The sequence below is a fragment of the Streptomyces malaysiense genome (assembly GCF_000980885.2).
In the GTDB taxonomy this organism is placed as follows: Bacteria; Actinomycetota; Actinomycetes; order Streptomycetales; family Streptomycetaceae; genus Streptomyces; species Streptomyces malaysiense.
Window position 1 is genome coordinate 16,371 of record NZ_LBDA02000052.1, and the last position, 17,568, is coordinate 33,938.

The window sequence follows — 17,568 nt, forward strand, 5'->3', positions numbered from 1 at the left end:
TCGGCGGCAGCGTTCAGTCCGCGCCCTCGGAGATCATTTCCAAGAGCGCGGAAGCTTTTCCCATGACTTCCAACGCGGCCTTGTTCCGGGCCAGTTCCTTCTCCAGCCGTTCTACCTGGCGGCGCAGCTTCTCGTTCTCCGTCTCGGCGGCAGGCTTCTTCGGCCGGGCCGGACTGGTCCTCTGGTCGACCAGCTTCTCCAGAGCCCCGGCATCCCGCGCGGCCCGCCATTCCTTGACGTGCGAGTGGTACAGACGCTCGCGGCGCAGGACCGCGCCCTTCTCGTTCTTCGGGGCGGCGTCGTATTCGGCGACGATCCGCAGCTTGTACTCCGGGCTGAAGGTGCGGCGCTTCGGCCGGGGAGCGGGGTCGGACCCGACGGGGGTGGTGCTGGTCATGAGGGGGTGGTTCTCCTGTCGTGCCCTCTCAGGCTAACCCGACGAAGCGAGACGTCTCACCCAAGGCTGACAGAGAGGGACCCGCCCGTACTCTCCTGACCGCTCGGCGTCGTCCAGTCGCAGCTCGGGCATCCCGTTCTTCCATGCCGGCCACAGCAATCCGGGATTGAGCCCCCACAGGAGTGTGCCGGTCGTGGCGTCGGACAGGGCGCTGCCCATGATGCCGGGAACGATCACGACGGCGTCGTGCGTGACATCTTCCAGTGGAGCGTGCCCCGACCGCGGCGCCCCTAAGCTGCCTGCCTGATTTACCACTTCGTCCCCCAGGGTGATGTTTCCGGGAACAATAGCCACCACACCATGTCCAGGGGGAAAACCGCGTCATGCCGACCGGTCCCGGGCCGGCCCGGCTACGTCCGCCGACCGTGGCCTTCGACGGCGACGACGCTTGCGGAAGCGGCCACGACCTGGCCGCCGCCGAGCAGTTGCGCTCTGTCCGCGCATGGTTGACCGACCCACCCGGCACTCGGCGCGCGCCGCTTCACCGAAGAGCCCGCCGTGCCGCTGCTCGACCGGCGGGGCATCGAGGCGTTCCTGTCCCGACGGCCGCCTGCGGGAGGCCCCTGCCACGACGGCCGGGTTGTGGCCATGGCGGTGCTCGCCGCGCCCGACGGCCCCTGGGGGCGCGGAGGAAGCATGCGGCGCGCCGCCTCAGAGGGTCTCCTGGAGCCAGTCGAAGACCACCTCGCAGTGGAGCTGGGGAGCCATCGGCGAGCAGTGCAGCTGGGCGCCCTCGGCGGCGGTGAGTTTCACGTAGTCCTTGGGGGAGGCCAGCTTGTCGTACAGCTCGCGGGCCTGGCCGGGATAGAACTGCTCACCCTCGTAGTCGAGGACCAGCATCGGCGTCCTGATCCTGCTCACCACGTCCGTGACGGTGAGCGCCTGGATGGCGCGGGCCGGTGTGTAGAAGTCCGTGAACGTCTTCCCCTGCCGGGCGGCGAGCATCGCCGGGACGGAGAACGGCTCGAAGCGCTTCTTCATCGTCGCGGCGTCCGCTTCGGGCAGGCTCGGGACGACCTCCTTGTTCCAGATGTCGTTGGTCTCCGCCTTGCCCGGCCGCAGGATCTCCCGGATCTCCGGGGGAAAGCCCCGCCACGGCTCCACGCAGCCGGGCATCGCGACGGCGGCGGCGAGCCGTGGCTCGAACGCGGCCGCCCGGGGCACCAGATCGCCCGCCATGCTCAGCCCGGTGAGCGCGATCTTCCCGGTGTCCACGTCCGGCCGCCGGGACAGCCAGTCGATCAGCGGAGCGACGACCTTCTCCCAGGTGGGCGTGAACGTCACCCGGTCCACGAACAGCAGCTGCCCCTGCCCGGGACCGTCGTAGACGAGCGCGTTCCAGCCCCGGTCCAGCGCCGCGGGCACCCCGTACGTCCACATGTCGACGTTCTGCCCGTCGCTGCCGTTGGTGAGGATGACCGTGGGCCGCCGCGACCCGGACCCGCCGGGCCGGAAGAACCACACCGGCAGGGGGGTCTTCCCGTACGGGACGCGGTCCGTCACCGGCTTCGGGTCGCACAGCGAGCAGAACCTGTCCCAGGCGGCCCGCCCCGCCCTGTACAGCCGCTCCTCGTCGCCGGGGGTGTCGGAGCCGAGGACGAAGAAGAGCGCCTGGCCGTAGTACTGCGCCGCCCGCAGGGCCCGGAAGCGCGTGGTCCGGCCGTCCGGTCTGCCGCCCTCGGGTGCCGCCATGAGCCGGTCGCCCAGCCGGCTGAACGTCGTGACGTACGACTGTGCGGACGGGCCCGCCTTGTTGATCGCGTTGACGGCGGTGAGCACCTCCCCGACCTCGGCCGCGCCCGCGCCGGACGCGCCGAGCGCGAACAGCCCGTTGAAGTTGTACGACGGGTCCTCGAAGAGCGCCATAGCGCCCGGCGTCAGATCCGCGCCCCGCGTGGTGCCGGAGGGCGACGGGCTCGCCCGGAGGTCCGGGGCGGCCGCCGAACGGCTGCACCCCGTGGCGAGGACGGCTCCGGCGCCGGCGGTCAGCAGGGTTCGCCGTGCGGGCCAGGCTGCCGGGCCGTTCGTTTCATGCGTCACACCAGCCGACCGTAGGACCACGCGCGCCGGTGCCCGCCGCGCCGCACCCGGAGGGTCCCTCCGCGGATGCCCACCGCCCCACGGTCGGCCCAGCGCGGGGTCGCGGGCGACCGACCCTGAGGCATCCCGGCGGCTCAGGGGAGCGTGACGGTCGGGTAGTTCTCGGTGTAGGAGTCGCCGCCGGCGCCGTAGTAGGTGCAGGTGCGGGCGGCGGTGTCGACGTCGTACCAGACGATCCCCGCGTCCCAGCAGCCGCGGACGAACTCCGGGAACGTCGTCTCGCCGGCCTGGTCCGCGCGCAGCGCTGCGATCAGCGCCGCCTCGTCGAACTGCGGCGCGAGCGCGAAACCGGTGACCAGGGGCTCGCCCTGGACCACGACGTCACCGTGCTCGGTCAGATACAGGAAGGCGTTGGCCGGTACGGCCATGCGGCAACGGGTCACACCGGCCTGGCGCAGGCGACGAAGCGCACCGTCCGTTGCGCGCCGACGCGCGACGCAACAGGGAGAAGATCCTCACGGCTGCCGCGCGCGTGTTCACGACGGAGGGGCTGGACGCGCAGATGGAGCGCATAGCCAAGGAGGCGGGCGTGGGCAGCGCTACCCTGTACCGCAACTTCCCCACCCGGGAAGCCCTGGTCGAGGCGGTCTACCGCAACGAGGTGGCCCACCTGTGCGACGCCGTCCCCGCTCTGCTCGCGCGGAAGTCGCCCGACGAGGCCCTGCGCGCGTGGACACGTCTGTTCCTGGACTACGTCACCGCCAAGTACGGCATGATCGACGCCCTGCGCGCCATCGCCGCGACGGGAAGCAACCCTTATGGTCACAGCCGGGAAATGATCCAGGCCGCCATCACCTCGCTCATGGACGCGTGCACGGCCGCCGGGGTGATCCGCGCCGATATCCGGCCCGCCGACATCGGCGCCGCGCTGGAAGGCATCGCCCTCACCTCGGCGGGTGCCGAACACCGAGAGCAGGCGGAGCGCCTGCTCGACCTCACGTTGGACGGCCTCACGGTCCGCCCGTGAGGCCGCGCGCGGCCCCGCTCCACCACCGCGGCGCCTCGGGCGGTCTTCCCTGACTCTCGTCGCCCTCGCCCTGCCGGTGAGCGGCGGCCGTTGTGGCCGGTGGCGGGATCACCGGCAGGTGATCGACGGGATACCGCACCGGGTGCGGACCGACGTGCGGCGGCGGTACCTTCCCGAGAAGTACGGACCCTGGACGACCGTTCATGAAAGCCACTGCCTCCGCTCGGCGGACGGCACCCGGGAGCGTCTGCCGCGGCAGGTCCGGGCCGCGGTCGACGCCGTGGGCGAGATCGCCCCGCACAACTCGGTGGACTCCACCGTCGTGCGGGCCCAACGGCACGCGGCCGGTGCCCGGCCCGGACCGCCGCCGACGCTCCGGCGGCCAGAAGATCAAGCCGCTGACATGACCGCACGGGCATGCCAGAGCTCTGTCGCCCGTCCAGCCGGCGGTCGGCGAAGGGCTCGAACCACGTGGTCCGAAAGGGACGGGAGCGGCCCGTTGCCTCGGCGACGGCCTCAAGGACGGGGAGTCGCCTGGTCGCACATCTCCTTCCGGGACCACCGCCACCCGGTTACCGGCCGCCCGTGCCGGGGGCGTCGAGGAGGTCGGTCACAAGTCGGCGGGCGTAGGCGGCGTCGAGGCCGGCCGGGCGGAAGAGGATGCGGTACATCATGGGAGCGACGACGCGGTCCATGGCCCCTTCGAGGTCGGGAGTGTTCTCCCCGCGGCCGGTCGCGCGGGCGAAGATGATGTCGATCTGTTCGGCCGCGTAGGCCGAGCACCGGCCGGCGTTGCTGCCGTCCGGGTCGCCGAGCAGAGCGTCCCGGATGTAGGCGCGGCCCGAGCCGGACGCCATCTCGTCGAGGAACTGTTCGGCCCAGTCCGTGAGGTCGGATCGCAGGTCGCCATGGTCCTCCGGCTCACTGTCGGGGCGCAGTCGCTCCACCGCGACGTCCGACAACAGTTCGGCCAGATCACCCCAGCGACGGTAGATCGTCGACGGGGTGACGTCGGCGCGCTGGGCGATCACCGGGACGGTCAGCGCGTCGCGCCCCACCTCCGCCAGGAGTTCACGCACGGCAGAGTGCACCGAGGCCTGGACACGGGCGCTGCGCCCGCCGGGGCGCACCAATTGCTTGCGACTCATGAGACCAGTTTAAAGCGCAGACTTTGCGTTTAGGGGGTTGCTCCGCGCAGGCTGGTGATCACCTGCCTGTGGGTGCCGACGACCTCCTCGCCCCCGTGCGGGCGGGCTGAGCGCCAGGTACCTTCGCGCCGCCTGACTCCGCCCCGCCGACCCTCCACGTACTCCACGGGGCGTGTGCCGCTGAGTCCCGAGCCCCGGATCGCGGCACATCCTGATCGTCGACTTCCCGGACGGCGACGTCACCCGGCCCGTCCGGGCTGTGATGAGGCCGGAGAACTCCGAATCCGATTCGGCGGCCGGTGAGCCGGGCCGGACGGTTCAGGCCGGGCCAGGCCCCCACGTCACGCTCAGGCGGCCGGCGCGAGTGCTCGGGCGGGATGCGTCCGTTCGAAGGCGTGGCCCACCCGCAGCAGTGTCCGCTCGCCGAAGGGCCGGCCGAGCAGCTGCATGCCTATGGGCATGCCCGCCGTGTCGTGGCCGACCGGGAGGGACAGGGCGGGCACCCCGGTGATGTTGGCCGGGGAGGACAGGCGGACGTAGGCGTCGGAGACGTTCTCGGTCGTACCGTCGGGCCAGGTGACGGTCTCCTGGGCGGCCGGGACCGCGGTCAGGACCGTCGGTGCGGCGATCACGTCGACCTCCTCCAGGAGGCGGGCCCATGCGCCGCGTGTCAGCGTGCGGGCGCGCTGGGCCCGCAGGTGGTCGCCCGCGCTCATCAGTTCGCCGGCCTCCAGGAGGATTCGCACGTCCGCCTGGTACAGCTCGGGCACGGTGCGCAGGGTGCGCTCGTGGTAGGCGGTGGCCTCCGGCACCATCAGGCCCCACTGGGTGGCCTGGAAGTAGCGGGTCATCGGGATGCCGATCTCGACGAGCCGGGCGCCGAGCGCCTCCAGCTGGGCGATGGCGTGGTGGACGGCGGTGGCCACCTCCGGGCCCACGTGGTCGAAGTAGTGGTTGCTCGGCACCCCGACGCGCACATCTGTCAGGTCCGGCTCCGCTTCTGGCCGGTGGCCGACGGCGGGGGCGTCCAGTGAGGAGGGGGCGTGCGGATCGTGTCCGGCGACAGCCGCCAGCACCAGGGCCGCGTCCTCGACGGTGCGGGTGATCGGGCCGACGTGGTCGAGCGACCAGGACAGCGAGGTGATGCCGTGGCGGGACACCAGCCCGTACGTCGGCTTGAGGCCGACCACGCCGTTCAGCGCGGCGGGCACCCGGATCGACCCGCCGGTGTCGGTGCCGAGGGCGAAGGTCGCCGCCCCGGCGGCGACCGCGACGGCGGACCCGCCGCTGGAACCTCCGGCTACTCGGCCGCCGTCCCAGGCGTTGCTGGTCTGCGGGGCGATCAGACCGTAGGCGAACTCATGGGTGTGGGTCTTGCCGACCAGGACCGCGCCGGCGGCCCGCAGCCGGGCGGCGACCGTGCTGTCGGCGGCCGCGCGGTGGCCGTTGCGGACCTGGGCGCTGGCGCTGGTGGGAGTCCCGGCGACGTCGATCAGGTCCTTGAGACCGGCCGGGATGCCGTGCAGCGGCCCCAGGCGTCTGCCCCGGGCGATCTCCTGCGCGGCCTCGCGCGCCGCGCGGCGGGCCTGCTCCGCGGCGACCGTGACGTAGGCATCGACCCGGGGATCCACCTGGTCGATGCGTTCGAGGACGGAGTCGACCAGTTCGACGGGGGACAGCCGCCGTTCCTGGATCTCGGTCGCGGCGGCGGCGAGGGTCAGTTCATACGGCCGCATCGAGCTTCTCCTCCTCCGCCCGGTAGGCGCCGGCGGGCGGGGTGTCCCCGAAGTCCAGCTTGAGTTCGGTGGAAGACACGGATCCCTCATCTGTTCGGAACCGGAGTGGCGGAGCCCCCCGCGCCAAAAGCTAATGATTTGCTTTAAGTGACGGTAGGCTCTACCGTCGCTTAAAGCAAATCATTAGCTTTTAAGAGATGGGAGTCCCATGCCCGGCGTCACGTTCGGCGCACCCGCGCACCGCCCCGTTCAAGCCGGTCGTACCCGCGCCCCCGTGCCCCCCGCATCAGGCCGACCGTGGCCTTTCCGCGCTCGCGCTCGCCGACCGCCTGGGCCGGTGCCCGGTCCTGGCGGGAGCCCCGGCCGTGTAGCGATCGTCCGGGCGGCGAACAGTACGGCCGGTAGCGCGAAGACTGCGGGGGCCGGGGCCGTGTGGACGAGGAAGGTGGAGAGGAGGACGCCTGCGGCCCTGCCGGTGACCGGGACGATGGTGTTGATCAGGGCTGACCGGCCCGGGATGCCGCGACCCCAGCCGCCTACGGCATCCTCGGCCACCTCTCCATGGACCTGCCCGCCATCACCGTGGGCGTCACCATCCCGCGCTACACGCTCGGGACCACCTCCCACGCCCATGACGTCATCGCTTCCCTCCTCGCCGTAGCCGCCCCTTACGGCCCTCGCCGTGTCACCGCGCGGGGCAGCCGTCTCCCACCCCGTGACCGACCGCCTCCGCTCAAGACAAAGGAATCGACAGATCATGCAGTCCTCCTCCGCCACCACCCCCTCCTGGACCGTGGGCGACGTGACCGTCCACCGCATCGACGAGGTCTTGCTGCCGCCGGCGACCGGAGCGTGGCTGCTGCCCGGCGCCACCCCCGAACTGACGGCAGGCCAGGACTGGCTGCGCCCCCACTTCGCCGGCCACGACGGCATCCTCCGCATCGACAGCCACAGCTTCGCGTTCGTCGTGGACGGGCTACGCGTGCTCGTCGACACCGGCATCGGCAACGACAAGGAGCGGGCCAACCCGGCCTGGCACGGCCTGCGCACCGGCTACCTGGAGCGTCTCACCGCCGCCGGCTTCCCGCCGGAGGCCGTCGACCTGGTGGTCCTCACCCACCTGCACGCCGATCACGTCGGTTGGAACACCCGGCAGATACAAGGCGCGTGGGTCCCCACCTTCCCCGCCGCCCGCTACGTCACCGCCCGCGCCGAACGGGAGTTCTGGGCTGGGTACGACATGGAGGAGGCACGCCGCCAGATGTTCCGCGACTCGGTGATCCCGGTCGAGCGGGCCGGCCTGCTCGACCTGATCGACGTCCCGGCCGGCGGCGTGGAGATCGTCCCGGGCCTGCGCCTGCTCCCGACTCCCGGCCACACCCCGGGCCATGTCGCCGTCGAACTGACCAGCCGGGGTGAGAGGGCGCTGATCACCGGCGACTGCATCCATCACCCGGTCCAGCTCGCCCACCCCGCCATCGGCGCCTGCGTCGACATCGACCCCCACCGGTCCGAGGCCACCCGCCGCACGCTGCTCGCTTCCCTCGCCGGCACCGACACCCTGCTGCTCGGCACGCACTTCGCTCCGCCCACCGCCGGCCGGGTCGTCGCCCACGGGAACGCCTACCGGCTGCTGCCCGTCCGCGCGGCCTGACCGGCTCTTCGAGTTCCTGGAGGACGTGGCAGACGGCGAACCACGACCACGACTCCCGGCATCGCTGGAACGGTACGCCGGCGGTCCGCCGCCAGCGCATGGCGCTCCGGCGCCGTCGGCTGGAAGCCGACCCCCACCGACAAGGAGAAGACGGCTCTGCCGCCGATGCTCGACACCTGACGGCGAGCTGACGTGTCGGGATGTGGGCGGCCGTCAAAGTTTCCCCACGTACGGCCGGTTGGAATGTGACTCACGGTGACTCGGAGGGTTGCAGTCAGGCGTTGGGCAGGTGGAGGTCGAGCGTGATGTGCGGGGCGAGTGCGTGCAGGAAGTCCGGGGCGTCGAAGATCTCGCCGGCGGAGGCGACGCCGATGGTCTTGGCGCGGCCGGTCAGGACGCGTTCGAGTGCCTCGACGACGAGCGGTGCGGTGACGGCGTAGATGTCCTGGCCGCCGGCCGTGGCCCGGCGCTCGGTACCGCCGGAGCGGACGACGGCGTCGACGAGGAATGTCTGGTCCGAGCGGCCGCCGGCGTCGGCGGCGGTCGGGGCCGGTGTGTGGGCGGCGGCGACGTCGCGGACCGCCTCGGTGGTCATGTAGGTGGTCACGTCGGGGATGGACAGGTGCTGGGGGACGGTGACGACGTCCGCCATCGTGAACTCCCCGATCACCTCCCGGACTCCCGTCGGTTCCGGGAAGGTCCACCTGAGGGTGGGCGCGGCGTCGGTGCGCTGTTCCCACTGCCCGCCGCGGTAGCGCAGGCGCACGTCGCCGCGGCGCTCGCGGGAGACGGCCCCGGACAGGCGGGTGCCGGTGGTGGGGTGCCAGCTGCTGAGCGCGTAGGCGATGTGGGCCTCGTCGGCCGTTGTCCAGTCGCCCATCGCCGCGGTGGCCAGCAGGTCGCCGAGACCGCCGAAGAAGGCCATGGCCGGGACGATCACCGCGCCCGCTTCCCGGGCCCGTTCCCGGTAGTGGGCGAAGGTGTCGAGGTTGGCCTCCAGCTCGGCGGCCACGTCCAGGTACGGGATTTTCGCGCGGAGCGCGGCCTCGATCACCGGGCCGGTGGTCGTCGCGAAGGGGCCCGCGCAGTTGATGACCGCCACCGTGCCCGACAGGGCCCCGTCCAGCGAGGCCGGATCCTCGACCGATGCCACACGGGCCTCCAGGCCGTGTTCGTCGGCCAGTTCCCTGAGCGCCTGTGCGTTGCGTCCGGAGGGCACCGGGACGAACCCCCGTGCCGCCAGCTCCGCGAGCACGAACCGCCCGGTGTGACCGTAAGCGCCGAACACCGCCACCAACTGACCTGACCCCATAAGACTGCTCCCGTACCTGCGAACGCCCGCTGCGCTGTTGATCCGCCGCGGCCTGACACTCGCATCCTGTCCCCTCGACGGCACCCCGTACGAGCGTCGGAAACGACATGGTGCGTACAGTTTCGGACATGCCTGCTGTTGCGCTGGCCGTCACCGACGGCATGCTCCACTACGAACTCGCCGTGGCCTTCGAGGTCTTCGGGTCCGACCTGACCCACGTCGTCGACCCCTGGTACGACTTCTCCCTGTGCGGGACCGGCCCGGTGCACGTCGACCGCTTCCGCCTGGAGCCCGACCACGGCCTCGACCATCTCGCCCGGGCCGACACGGTGATCGTCCCTGGCTGGGCCGACACCGACCGCGAACCACCCGCCGACCTCGTCGACGCGCTGCGCGCCGCCCACGCGGCCGGGGCCCGTGTGGCCTCGCTGTGCACGGGCGCCTTCGTCCTGGGCAAGGCGGGTCTGCTCGACGGCAGACGCGCGACCACCCACTGGGCGCACACCCGGGAACTGGCCCGGCGCCACCCGGCGGCCACCGTCGACCCGGACGTCCTCTACGTCGACAACGGCGACGTCCTCACCTCCGCGGGCAAGGCCGCCGCCATGGACCTGTGCCTGCACCTGGTCCGCCTCGACCACGGCGCAACCAACGCCAACAAGATCGCGCGGCGTCTGGTCATCCCGCCCCACCGCGACGGCGGCCAGGCCCAGTTCATCGCCACCCCCCTGCCCGAACCCGGCAACCATCCCCTGCGCGACCTGTTCCCCTGGGCCCTGGAACACCTCGACCAACCCCTCACCGTGGAAGACCTGGCCCGCCAGGCCCGCATGAGCTCACGCCACCTCGCCCGCCACTTCAAACACCTCACCGGCACCACACCACTGCACTGGCTCCACACCCAACGCATCCGCCACGCCCAGGAACTCCTGGAAACCACCAACGCCACCGTCGACACCATCGCCGCAGCCACCGGCATGGGCACCGCCGCCACCCTGCGCCGCCACTTCCACCGCAGCGTCGGAGTACCGCCCGACACCTACCGCCGCACCTTCCGCCCCTGACCACGGTCCTGCCAACCAGCGACGTCACCACCAGAGCCCCGAGAAAGCCGACGAACTGGTCCCATCAGAACCAGCGACGAACCTCGGCCATCGGGCCGGACAGCCCACGACCCAGAGTCCTGCACCTCCGGCGCTTCACACTCAGTAGCCGTCGACGGCCGGTCAGCTCCCCACTTGCCGGCCGCCAATGGGGAATTCCAACTGGCCACCGTCATCAGAATCGGCCGGAGCCGGAGCCGGAGCCGGAGCGGGTCGGGGAATCTGCTTCTTGCGGGGCCCCGGTCGCACGCCGGTCGCGGCCTGAGCGGTCCGGGCTTGGTGGACCGTCCGGATCTACTGGTCCGACAGTGGTGTGCCGGCGTTCCAGAACACCTCCTGATCTGGCGCGGTCCCTGCGTCGAAGGACCCGGCCGAGGCGCGCTTCACGCTGGGCGAGAAGGCGTACTCCGTGGCCCGAGCCGGTTCTCAGAAGGCCTGCGCGGGCCGTACACCGGACACTGGTCGGCCCGCCCGGCAACCGGCCGCGCCCACGGTCGGCCCCGGGCGGCACTAGGAGGCGTCGTCGACGGTTCCGGAGAGGCGGTAGGCGGTGGCGGTGTCGACGCCGAGGGCGGCGAGCAGGTCGAGGGCCGCGGTGAGGGGCGGGGCTCCGGCCAGGCGAGCGGCGGCAAGGTGGGCGGGAAGGCGGCCGGTGGCGATCAGGGCTGTCCACTGGGTGCCGGAGAGTGCTAGGTAGCGCAGGCCGGGGAGATCGGCCAGCAACGCCAGGTCCGGCGTGGGACAACCGGACAGGTCGAGGGAGCGCAGCGCGGGGAGGGTGCGCAGCGGGGCCAGGTCGATCGGGGTCTCGGAGCCGACGGCGAGTGAGGCGAGGTGGGGGTGGCCGGTGAGCGGGGTGAGGTCGGCCTCGGCGGCGAGGCCGACGGCCAGGTCCTCGACGGGGAGTGCCGCCACGGGGGACAGGTCGGCGGTGGCGCAGCGGTTGAGGTGCAGTCGGCGCAGGTGCGGGGTGGCGGAGAGCGGGCCGAGGTCGACGGGCGACCCGGCGTCGTTGAGATGGATCGCCTGGACGCCCGGTGCAAGCCGCTCGTCCAGGGCTGAGACGATCAACTGGCGCGGGTCGTCCCCGGACTGCTGCGGGGCGTGCGGATCGGGCCGGCCCAGGACCTGGCCGAGCCAGGCGGTGACGGAGGAAGCGACATGGCGCGGGCCGTCGTCGAAGTCGCGGCCGACCTCGATCACCTGGCCGGGGCGGCCGTCCGCGGCAGGCGCGAGGTCCACGGCGAGGAAGTTGCCGTCGAACCAGGTGGCGAACGGCAGCCAGCCCGGATGCCCCGAGCAGCGGCGTACCGTGTTCGGCGGGTCGGCGTCGAAGATCACGTTGTTCCAGCCGAGCTCCCAGCCGTACCAGGTCGGCACTCCGATGTAGTCGTCGCGCTCGGCCAGGGCCCCGTCGAGCGGCATCCAGCAGTACCCGTCCAGCGCCTCGCTGTCGCCGTCCCCGTCCGCCTCCAGGTAGAGAGCCCGCAGGTCCGCGGGCAGCGGCCGGCCGAGGTGGCGCTCGGCGGCGGCGAGCTGAGCCTCGGTGACGGGCGCCGGCATCTCCGGTTCCGCGCCGTGGCGTTCGGCGTGCTGCCGGAGTACGGCCCGCAACCGCTCGACCGCCTCCGCCGGGTCCCCGGCCTGGCGCAGCCCGGACGGTTCCACGCCGTCGGCCGCGCCCGGTTCGGACGGTCGGAAGCCGGGGTCGACGGTCAGGGTCCAGCCGTCCTCGGGGCCGCTCCCGGGCTGCAGCGCGTCCCGGAACACCACCAGCTCGAAGGCGCCCGACGGTCGGCAGGTCAACTCCAGGACGATGGCTTCCCAGTCGTGGGCGTCACGGAACCAGGACGCCAGTGAGCCGAGGCACTGGCTCGGGAACGGCATCTCGAAGTACGAGCCCGGACGGCTCGGCACCACGTACCCGCCGCCGAACATGCCGACGCCCGACCGGCTCCCGCGCCCCCGCAGCACACACTCCGTCCAGCCCTCCGGCGCCTTGGCGACGACCTCCGCCGTGATCTGCCGCGCCGCCTGTTCCACTGTCGGGTCCATGCCCTGCCCTCTCGTCCGCACTGTTCGGACGATCATGTCAGCAGCCTGTGACAGAGCGGCCGACAGCCGGCGCCGACGAGCCACAGTCGAGGCCGACGCGACCGCGGGCGCGGCCGGCCGCGGGGCCCTCAGGTGTCCATGAGCGCCGGGACGATGACGTCCTCGCTGGTCAACAGGCGCTTGGACAGCCCCTGTTCATGGTGGTAGCGCAGGAACGTGTCGAGGACCTTGCGGTTGGCACCGAGACCGTAGGGCCACCAGTCCGCGCCGAGCAGGGACCTGTTCTGCTCGAAGTGGCGGCTGAACCAGGGGGTGACCAGGCCCATGTGCTGTTTGAGCGCACCGTCGCGGTACTTCTGCTGGGCGATGTCCTTGGCCTCGCAGAACGCGCGGTAGAGCGAGGTCATCAGGTCGGTCTGCGTGGCCAGTTCGCGGGGGACCGCGACGATGTGCATGGCGGGGAAGATCCGGGTGCGCCGGTAGTAGTCGCGTTCCACGCACTCGTAGTCGGGGAACAGCCGGGCGATCCTCGTGGAGCCGCTCAGCAGGGCTTGAGGGACGTCGACCGAGATGAGCGCGTCGATCTCGCCCGATTCGAGCATCGCGCCCAGGGTCTCGCCGTCGGCCGCGTGCCGCACGTCCACTCCTTCCGGTACGGGCTGCGGAACCCAGTCGAACGCGGAGATCGGGCGGTCGGTGCCGCCGATGACCCAGCGGGACTGATCGGGAGTGAGGCCGTACTCGTCGGAGAAGATGCCCTTGATCCATACGCCGGGATCGTGGCCGAACAGGGCGAACTCGCCGATGGTCCTGCCCGCGAGGTCCTGTGGCCTCTCGATTCCCGAGGCGGTGTTGACGAAGACGGACGAGTGCCGGAAGTTGCGGTTCGGGAAGACCGGTAGGGCGAGGAACGGCGAGTCGTGGAGGTCGAAGGTGCGCAGGAAGTAGGTCAGGCCGTACTCGGCGACGTCGTAGTGCCCCTCGACGGTGCGCCGGAAGATGTCGGAGACCAGTGAGGCCGTCTCGAAGTCGGCGTCCACTCCGTCGACGGGGACGCGCCCGTCGAGCAGTGCCTCGGTGTGCTCGTAGGCGTAGGTGGCGATCCGCAGGCGCGTAGGCATGACGCCATTCCTCACTTCCGTGAATGACCTTTCACTTTTACGCTAGAGTCGACGGCCGGGCCCGTCAAGGTAAAAGCTCATTCACTTCGAAGGAGGGCCGGTCATGCCGCGCCTCACACCCGAGCGTCGCGAGGCCAAGCGCGCGCAGATCGTGGCGGCCGCGCGCCGCTGCTTCTCACGCGACGGCTTCCACCAGACCTCGATGCCCGACATCGCGGCCGAGGCCGGCCTGTCACAAGGCGCCGCGTACCGATACTTCGCGGGCAAGGACGAGATCATCCTCGCCATCGCAGGAGACGCCTTCCGTCTGATCTTCGCTCCGGTGCAGCGGCTGGCTTCCGAGGCCGACGCCCCTTCCGTCGCCGAACTGACGGCCACCGCGCTCGACGCGCTCACCGCCGACACCGTCATCGACGCCGCCGGAAACGACGTGCCCGTCGACGAACTGCTCCGCTGCGCCGTGCAGACCTGGTCGGAGATGCTGCGCAACGAGACAGTGCGCTCCGCTGCCGTCGAGGGCTTCGACGGGGTGCGCCGCAGCATCGCCGAGGCGATCGAGCGTGGCCAGGCAGCAGGCGCCGTCCCGCCGTCCGTCCACCCGGATCACGGTGCGCGCGTGGTGATGGGCCTGCTGCACGGATTCCTGCTCCAGCGGGTCGCTTTCGGCCTGACCGACACGGCGCAGTGCAACGCCGACATCACCGCCCTGCTCCACCACTCCTGATCGCGGAGCGGTGGTGGGTGCCGCTCCGCGCCGTGCGGGTGGACGGCGTTCTCGGCCAGGTGCCGGCTCAGGGCCAGGGCTCGGACGGCTGGGCGGTCGCCGCGGCGAAGTCGGGTCCAAGGTGTGGATGCTGAGCCGGGAGCCGGGAGCCGGGAGCCGGCAAGGGCGGTACGGCCACTCCCGAACACGCGCCGACCAAGTCGCGTACGGGTCGACATCGACACCGCGAACCGGCCGCACGCGGTGAACCATGCTTGTCGCGCGGCGGTGTCGAACGGCGCACGCAGACCAGCCGCCTGTACGACCTGCTTGACGAAATGCAGGAGCCCGGGGTTCGCCCAGGATCAGGCGTCCCTTCTCGGTCGTGACGGCGACCATCTCACGCGGCGGAAGCTGATGGCGTGTGATGTCGAGCCGCCATGCCGCTTCGGTCGGCAGCCGAGGTCGGTCTCGCCACTACGCCGAGGCCGACAGGCCGCCGGGAACGACGGCTTCGGGGTAAGTGACCAGCCCGGTCCGGGAGTCGGAGGAGGGAGCGCGGGCCGCGGACCCGCCGCCCCGGCCGGTCCGCCGACGGACGACCCCGTACGCGGCCCGGCCGGATGACGTCGACGCGCGTGCGTGCCGGTGCCACCCGCGCCACCGAGGCCGCGGCGCTGAACAGCGGCGTCGGCAGGGCTTTCGCGCCCGAGGACCAGGGTGCCCGGACCATCCTGTCCGTGAACTCCGCTCCCACGGACGTGCCGGCGGCCCGTTCAGGGGGCGGCGGCAGCGGTGTCACCGGCGCGGGTGTGCTCCCGGGGGACCGCCGGCGAAGCGGCCGGGCCGCGCGAGGCCAGGCGCGTGAAGGCGCGGCGGTAGGCGGTGGGGGTGGTGTCCAGCGCGCGCCGGAAGTGCAGGCGCAGATTGGCCGCCGTGCCCAGCCCGCAGTCCCGCGCCACCTGGTCCACCGACCGGTCCGTGGATTCCAGCAGTTCCCGCGCCCTGCCGAGCCGGGCGGCGAGCAGCCACTGCAACGGGGTGGTGCCCGTCTCCTCGGTGAACCGGCGCATGAAGGTGCGCTGCGAGAGGCCCGCGTGCCGGGCGAGTACGCGCAGCGTGAGCGGCTCGCCGAGCCGGTGCAGGGCCCAGCAGCGGGTACCGGAGAGCGACGCCTCGCCGGCCACCGCGACGGGGGCCGGCACGTACTGGGCCTGCCCACCGTCCCGGTGCGGGGCGGCGACCAGACCGCGGGCGATCTGGTTGGCCACCTCCGCGCCGAGGTCACGGCGGACGATGTGCAGGCACAGATCGATGCCGCAGCACACGCCGGCCGAGGTGAGCACGTCGCCCTCGTCGACGTAGAGCACGTCACGGTCGACCGTGACGGCCGGGAAAGCCCGCTCGAAGTCGTCGATGTGCCTCCAGTGGGTGGTGGCGTGCAGCCCGTCCAGTACGCCCGCCGCGGCCAGCGCGAAGGCGCCCGTGCAGATCGACACCACGCGCCTGCCCCGGTCGCGGGCCTCGGCCAGCGCGTCGAGCACGGCGTCGGGCAACGTGGTGATCGGATCGATCGGTTCGAACCCCGGTACGACCACGGTGTCGGCGGTGCGCAGCTGTTCCAGGCCCCCGTCGGCGACGAGGGCGAAACCCGCGGTGGTCCGCACCTTCGCATCCAGCGCGCACAGGGTCATCTCGTAGGTGGTTTCCGGCCGGGCGGTGAAGATCTGCGTCGGGATCGCCAGGTCCAGCGGGGTGACCCCGTCCAGCGCCAGAACCGCGACGTGATGCACTGTCATGGCAAGAATCTATCGAAGCGAGGAAATTTTGCCACTCGCCGGGTCGTGGCCGTCGCGGCCAGGCTGAAGGCATGACCGGACCTACTCACGAGGCGACCGCCGACCCGATCGCGCTGCCCGGCACGCCACTCGCCGATGCCGTCATCGGCCTCATCCGATCGGTGGAGACGCCGTCCGTCTTCCACCACAGCATCCGCAGCTACCTGTTCGCCCGGCTGCTCGCCGGCCGTCTCGGCCTGGCCGCCGGCCGCGACTACGACGACGACCTGCTGTTCGCCGCGTGCGCCATGCACGACATCGGCGTGGCGCCGGACGGCCCGCACAACCAGCGGTTCGAAGTGGAAGGCGCCGACCGGGCCGCCTCGTTCCTGATCGACCACGCGGTGTCCGAGGCCGACGCCGACCAGGTCTGGCAGGCCATCGCCCTGCACACCTCCCCGGGCATCGCGGAGCGCCGCGGCACGCTGTGCGCGCTCGTGCGCGAGGGCGTGGCTCTCGACTTCGGAGGCCCGGTGGGCGCCGGCCGTCTCGACCTCGTCACCGACGAGCAGGCCGCCGCCGTGCACGCCGCCCATCCACGGCTGGACATGGTCCGATCCCTCACCGACGCGATCGTCGCGCAGGCCGCGAAGGACCCCAACAACGCGCCCCGCTACACGATCCCCGGCGAATTCCTCCGTGAACGCGAGACCTTCGGCCGGACCCGGCTGGAGCACGCCTGCCGTTCGTCCCGCTGGGACAGCTGACCCCACCGACTCCACCGACCCTACGGGCCCCACCGGCCCTACCGGCCCCACGATCCATCGACAGAGAGAAGGACGCACCGCAATGACCGTCCGCACCATCGAGGTTCCCGAGAACAACCCGGTCTTCGGCGAGACCACCAGCGCCTTCGCGGGCTTCGGCTATTCCGCCGCGGTCCGCGCGCACGGTCTCCTGTTCATCGCCGGAACGATCGGCCGCCGCGCCGACGGAACCATCCCGGACACCATCGAGGAACAGACCGAGACCGCCCTCCGGAAGATCGAGGAGATCCTCCGGCTGGAGGATCTCGACATGTCCGCCCTCGTGGACGTGACCAGCTACCACGTCGACATCCGCCGCCACCTGCCCGGCTTCATCGAGGCCAAGCGGCGGCTCGTCGAAGCGCCTTACCCGACCTGGACGATCATCGGGGTCAGCGGCCTCGCCAGCCCGGGACTCCTCGTCGAGATCCGCGCGACCGCCGCCTACCCCGACACACACCGGTAGGACACCGCTCCCGGGCTCGCCTTCGAGCCCGGGAGCCCGGCACGGCGGACGGCCGGGACCGGGAACCGTGCGGGCCTGAGCCGGGTGACCCGGCGGCCGGTCTCCCGCGGCGCGGGCGGAGAACTCCGCGGTGCTCGCTGTGACTTCGGGGAATCCCTGCCG

General features: G+C 71.8%; 15 protein-coding genes and 1 pseudogene. 7 read left to right on the forward strand and 9 right to left on the reverse strand.

Translation table 11 applies throughout. From position 1 onward, the window contains the following. Nucleotides 1-13: 13 nt before the first annotated feature. The 3 genes from VT52_RS21435 to VT52_RS21445 form a co-directional block, all read right to left on the reverse strand. Nucleotides 14-397 carry a transposase gene (locus VT52_RS21435; RefSeq protein WP_071387534.1) on the reverse strand — a complete coding sequence of 128 codons (384 nt, stop codon included), beginning with the start codon at nucleotides 395-397 and terminating at the stop codon, nucleotides 14-16. A gap of 711 nt (nucleotides 398-1,108) precedes the next feature. Further along, nucleotides 1,109-2,497, reverse strand: coding sequence for an alpha/beta hydrolase family protein (locus tag VT52_RS21440; RefSeq protein WP_071387535.1), 1,389 nt, complete (start codon nucleotides 2,495-2,497; stop codon nucleotides 1,109-1,111). Between the two features lie 134 nt (nucleotides 2,498-2,631). Continuing rightward, on the reverse strand, nucleotides 2,632-2,925 hold the full coding sequence (locus VT52_RS21445; protein WP_079175177.1) for a DUF1398 family protein: 294 nt from the start codon (nucleotides 2,923-2,925) through the stop codon (nucleotides 2,632-2,634). 50 nt (nucleotides 2,926-2,975) lie between these two features. Between VT52_RS21445 and VT52_RS21450 the strand changes: the two genes are divergently transcribed. Both VT52_RS21450 and VT52_RS39745 read left to right on the forward strand, forming a co-directional pair. Continuing rightward, nucleotides 2,976-3,524 carry a TetR/AcrR family transcriptional regulator gene (locus tag VT52_RS21450; protein WP_167377721.1) on the forward strand — a complete coding sequence of 183 codons (549 nt, stop codon included), beginning with the start codon at nucleotides 2,976-2,978 and terminating at the stop codon, nucleotides 3,522-3,524. A 76-nt stretch (nucleotides 3,525-3,600) separates the two neighbouring features. Then, nucleotides 3,601-3,762 (forward strand): annotated as a pseudogene (locus VT52_RS39745) (transposase); the annotation flags it as partial. Nucleotides 3,763-4,096: 334 nt separating this feature from the next. On the opposite strand, the gene VT52_RS21455 reads toward VT52_RS39745, so the two are convergent. Continuing rightward, a complete protein-coding gene (locus tag VT52_RS21455; RefSeq protein WP_071387537.1) occupies nucleotides 4,097-4,672 on the reverse strand; it encodes a TetR/AcrR family transcriptional regulator in 576 nt (191 codons plus the stop codon). Between the two features lie 347 nt (nucleotides 4,673-5,019). After that, nucleotides 5,020-6,408 (reverse strand): Asp-tRNA(Asn)/Glu-tRNA(Gln) amidotransferase GatCAB subunit A, encoded by a 1,389-nt coding sequence (locus VT52_RS21460; protein WP_071387538.1) that lies wholly within the window; start codon nucleotides 6,406-6,408, stop codon nucleotides 5,020-5,022. A 757-nt stretch (nucleotides 6,409-7,165) separates the two neighbouring features. Between VT52_RS21460 and VT52_RS21465 the strand changes: the two genes are divergently transcribed. Next, on the forward strand, nucleotides 7,166-8,062 hold the full coding sequence (locus tag VT52_RS21465) for an MBL fold metallo-hydrolase (RefSeq protein WP_071387539.1): 897 nt from the start codon (nucleotides 7,166-7,168) through the stop codon (nucleotides 8,060-8,062). A gap of 274 nt (nucleotides 8,063-8,336) precedes the next feature. Here the strand turns inward: VT52_RS21465 and VT52_RS21470 are convergent, their stop codons facing one another. Continuing rightward, the gene (locus VT52_RS21470) at nucleotides 8,337-9,374 is read right to left on the reverse strand and encodes a saccharopine dehydrogenase family protein (protein ID WP_206306579.1); all 1,038 of its coding nucleotides are present in this window, start codon (nucleotides 9,372-9,374) and stop codon (nucleotides 8,337-8,339) included. 128 nt (nucleotides 9,375-9,502) lie between these two features. Here VT52_RS21470 and VT52_RS21475 point away from each other — a divergent pair, with 128 nt between their 5' ends. Further along, complete coding sequence (locus tag VT52_RS21475) at nucleotides 9,503-10,438, forward strand: helix-turn-helix domain-containing protein (RefSeq protein WP_071387540.1); 936 nt, start codon at nucleotides 9,503-9,505, stop codon at nucleotides 10,436-10,438. Nucleotides 10,439-10,987: 549 nt separating this feature from the next. On the opposite strand, the gene VT52_RS21480 is transcribed toward VT52_RS21475, so the two are convergent. Together VT52_RS21480 and VT52_RS21485 are read right to left on the reverse strand one after the other, a co-directional pair. Then, nucleotides 10,988-12,532 carry an SMI1/KNR4 family protein gene (locus tag VT52_RS21480; RefSeq protein ID WP_071387541.1) on the reverse strand — a complete coding sequence of 515 codons (1,545 nt, stop codon included), beginning with the start codon at nucleotides 12,530-12,532 and terminating at the stop codon, nucleotides 10,988-10,990. A gap of 128 nt (nucleotides 12,533-12,660) precedes the next feature. Further along, complete coding sequence (locus tag VT52_RS21485) at nucleotides 12,661-13,653, reverse strand: substrate-binding domain-containing protein (RefSeq protein WP_071387542.1); 993 nt, start codon at nucleotides 13,651-13,653, stop codon at nucleotides 12,661-12,663. A 103-nt stretch (nucleotides 13,654-13,756) separates the two neighbouring features. Here VT52_RS21485 and VT52_RS21490 point away from each other — a divergent pair, with 103 nt between their 5' ends. Beyond that, entirely contained in the window at nucleotides 13,757-14,377 is a 621-nt protein-coding gene (locus tag VT52_RS21490) for a TetR/AcrR family transcriptional regulator (protein WP_071387543.1), read from the forward strand. A 755-nt stretch (nucleotides 14,378-15,132) separates the two neighbouring features. Here the strand turns inward: VT52_RS21490 and VT52_RS21495 are convergent. Beyond that, complete coding sequence (locus VT52_RS21495; protein ID WP_071387544.1) at nucleotides 15,133-16,155, reverse strand: GlxA family transcriptional regulator; 1,023 nt, start codon at nucleotides 16,153-16,155, stop codon at nucleotides 15,133-15,135. A gap of 71 nt (nucleotides 16,156-16,226) precedes the next feature. Here VT52_RS21495 and VT52_RS21500 point away from each other — a divergent pair, with 71 nt between their 5' ends. After that, complete coding sequence (locus VT52_RS21500) at nucleotides 16,227-16,901, forward strand: HD domain-containing protein (protein WP_071387545.1); 675 nt, start codon at nucleotides 16,227-16,229, stop codon at nucleotides 16,899-16,901. An 82-nt stretch (nucleotides 16,902-16,983) separates the two neighbouring features. Continuing rightward, nucleotides 16,984-17,406, forward strand: coding sequence for a RidA family protein (locus VT52_RS21505; protein ID WP_071387546.1), 423 nt, complete (start codon nucleotides 16,984-16,986; stop codon nucleotides 17,404-17,406). The last annotated feature ends 162 nt before the right edge of the window (nucleotides 17,407-17,568 follow it).

What these genes read in the sequence shown, in the direction of transcription:
- VT52_RS21435 (WP_071387534.1), bottom strand. Translation starts at nt 397, where the DNA reads ATGACCAGCACCACCCCCGTCGGGTCCGACCCCGCTCCCCGGCCGAAG.
- VT52_RS21445 (WP_079175177.1), bottom strand. Translation starts at nt 2,925, where the DNA reads ATGGCCGTACCGGCCAACGCCTTCCTGTATCTGACCGAGCACGGTGAC.
- VT52_RS21455 (WP_071387537.1), bottom strand. Translation starts at nt 4,672, where the DNA reads ATGAGTCGCAAGCAATTGGTGCGCCCCGGCGGGCGCAGCGCCCGTGTC.
- VT52_RS21460 (WP_071387538.1), bottom strand. Translation starts at nt 6,408, where the DNA reads ATGCGGCCGTATGAACTGACCCTCGCCGCCGCCGCGACCGAGATCCAG.
- VT52_RS21465 (WP_071387539.1), top strand. Translation starts at nt 7,166, where the DNA reads ATGCAGTCCTCCTCCGCCACCACCCCCTCCTGGACCGTGGGCGACGTG.
- VT52_RS21470 (WP_206306579.1), bottom strand. Translation starts at nt 9,374, where the DNA reads ATGGGGTCAGGTCAGTTGGTGGCGGTGTTCGGCGCTTACGGTCACACC.
- VT52_RS21475 (WP_071387540.1), top strand. Translation starts at nt 9,503, where the DNA reads ATGCCTGCTGTTGCGCTGGCCGTCACCGACGGCATGCTCCACTACGAA.
- VT52_RS21480 (WP_071387541.1), bottom strand. Translation starts at nt 12,532, where the DNA reads ATGGACCCGACAGTGGAACAGGCGGCGCGGCAGATCACGGCGGAGGTC.
- VT52_RS21485 (WP_071387542.1), bottom strand. Translation starts at nt 13,653, where the DNA reads ATGCCTACGCGCCTGCGGATCGCCACCTACGCCTACGAGCACACCGAG.
- VT52_RS21490 (WP_071387543.1), top strand. Translation starts at nt 13,757, where the DNA reads ATGCCGCGCCTCACACCCGAGCGTCGCGAGGCCAAGCGCGCGCAGATC.
- VT52_RS21495 (WP_071387544.1), bottom strand. Translation starts at nt 16,155, where the DNA reads ATGACAGTGCATCACGTCGCGGTTCTGGCGCTGGACGGGGTCACCCCG.
- VT52_RS21500 (WP_071387545.1), top strand. Translation starts at nt 16,227, where the DNA reads ATGACCGGACCTACTCACGAGGCGACCGCCGACCCGATCGCGCTGCCC.
- VT52_RS21505 (WP_071387546.1), top strand. Translation starts at nt 16,984, where the DNA reads ATGACCGTCCGCACCATCGAGGTTCCCGAGAACAACCCGGTCTTCGGC.